This window comes from Caldisericia bacterium, from assembly GCA_021158845.1.
In the GTDB taxonomy this organism is placed as follows: Bacteria; Caldisericota; Caldisericia; order B22-G15; family B22-G15; genus B22-G15.
Map to the genome: position 1 here is coordinate 1 of JAGGSY010000166.1, position 1,891 is coordinate 1,891.

Consider the following 1,891-nt stretch of genomic DNA (forward strand, 5'->3'; position numbering starts at 1 on the left):
ACCATTGCCCTGTGTCTGTTGCTTCTTTTGTTTTTCTGCCATAACGTACCTCCTTTTTTTGTTTAAAAAGCGTTTTCACAGAACAGGAAACGCTTTAGGGATTTTTCTCTATTTTCTTGATATTAGCATAAAGGGATTGATATACACGAAAATCTTTGAGGAACTAGGCAATTTTTATTGCCCGAAAAAGCTTTGTAAGATTTTGAGTAGGTTCTTCTACCCCTTCTTCATCTTTCCATTTCTTTTAATATTTTTCTATATGTTTTTTTTTCAATAATAATTCCGAATTTATTTTGAAGAAAAACATTTAAAGGTTCAAATTCGTCTAAATTAACGTTTACATAAGGAGTACGACTGGCGTTGCCTGTTCCATATATTACTTCTGATTCATTTTTTATTCTGATATTATTTACATAGTCTGCCACTATGCGGTTTGGATGAAATCTAGAATAAATAATTAGGATAAATCGCAAATTAAAAGTTTTTGCTAATTTCACATAGTGATGGTATGCTGTTGCTTCTATGGCTCCAACATTTGATTTGTTCAAAGTTTTATCATTTGAAATCTTCTTTAAATGTTCAACCCTACTGGAGAATTTTATAGGAGTATTACAAATTTTATATTCAACTAGAAATGTTTCTTTTTCATTTAAATATGCGAATCTATCTGGTTGGAATCTTACAAACAAAACTTCTGGAACATCATATAAAAATCTTAATTTTTCTCTTATTTCTTTGGGGAATTTTTCTTCATATGATATATTAACAGTCTTAAAACCTATTTCTTTCAGCAAATCATCCATTAAATTCTCAAACTTTTTTGCTATTTTATTTCTTTCTTTAAAACTCATTTCAACCATCCAACTTTCTAAAAATTAAAATATATTCATGGATCTTATTGACTCTAAATGCATATGGATATCCTAAGGGTCTCATGTTATTGTATTCATGCTGCCTATCCCAAATGATGATGTCTTCGAAGGAAAAGCCGATTTCTACCATTTTATTTGCCAAATCAGAATGGAATGGATAAAACTTATTTTTCTTTCTGATATCCATAACTACAACTATACAAAATCCTCTATTTTTTAAAGATCTATAGACAAGATTAAATATTCCCTTAAGTTCATTTAGAAATTTTTCATAATCAGAAATATTTCCGAGGTCTCTTTCAGAATCACTATATTTTCTAATCTGTTTCTTATCAGCAGTTCTTGGTCTATTAAGTATGTCCCAATATGGTGGGGATGTAATACAAAGATCAACTGAGTTTTCATCAATATAATTAAGAAGATTTCTAGCATCGTTATTATAAATTTCTGGCTCAATATAATCTTTTTCCAATTTTTTAAGTCCTAAATTATAAATTCTCTTCTTAGTAATCTCATAATATTCTTTTGATAAATCCAAACCTATTCCTTTTCTCCCTTCTAAAGCAGCAGCTATTACTGTACTTCCGCAACCCATGAAAGGATCAAGCACTGCATCCCCTTTATGAGTGAATATTTTTATCAATCTTGATGTCAACGCAACAGGAAACATAGCAGGATGTTTAAGTTTTATTTCAGATGTTTTGCGGATATCACGCCAGATGCTGAAGGAATACTGTAACCATGTTCTTCCATCTAAATCATTTAACTTTTTTTTCATTATTACCCTGCTTTTTTTAAATAATAGGTTCTATTTTTTTTTAGGTTAATTTCTTCATTAGTTAAATTGTAGATTTTATATATCTCTTTATCAATAGCTTTTAATATTTCCTTAGTGCTAATTTTTCTTTCGATTGCCCTTTCACCTGGCAGCTTGCAAAGCATTACCTCATTTGTTGTTTCCCCTTTTACTTCCAATTTTTAACTTCTCTTTCATTTTTCCTCCTTCTCCACACATATAC

The 1,891-nt window shown here is 29.7% G+C and carries 3 protein-coding genes; all 3 read right to left on the reverse strand.

Annotated elements, in window-relative coordinates:
- Positions 1-227 precede the first annotated feature (227 nt).
- The 3 genes from J7J33_05960 to J7J33_05970 are packed head-to-tail and all read right to left on the reverse strand — an operon-like array spanning position 228 to position 1,847.
- Complete coding sequence (locus J7J33_05960; protein MCD6168824.1) at positions 228-851, reverse strand: hypothetical protein; 624 nt, start codon at positions 849-851, stop codon at positions 228-230.
- A 1-nt stretch (position 852) separates the two neighbouring features.
- Positions 853-1,650 (reverse strand): site-specific DNA-methyltransferase, encoded by a 798-nt coding sequence (locus J7J33_05965; GenBank protein MCD6168825.1) that lies wholly within the window; start codon positions 1,648-1,650, stop codon positions 853-855.
- A 2-nt stretch (positions 1,651-1,652) separates the two neighbouring features.
- Positions 1,653-1,847, reverse strand: a complete 195-nt coding sequence (locus tag J7J33_05970) for a hypothetical protein (GenBank protein MCD6168826.1) — start codon at positions 1,845-1,847, stop codon at positions 1,653-1,655.
- Between the last annotated feature and the right edge of the window lie 44 nt (positions 1,848-1,891).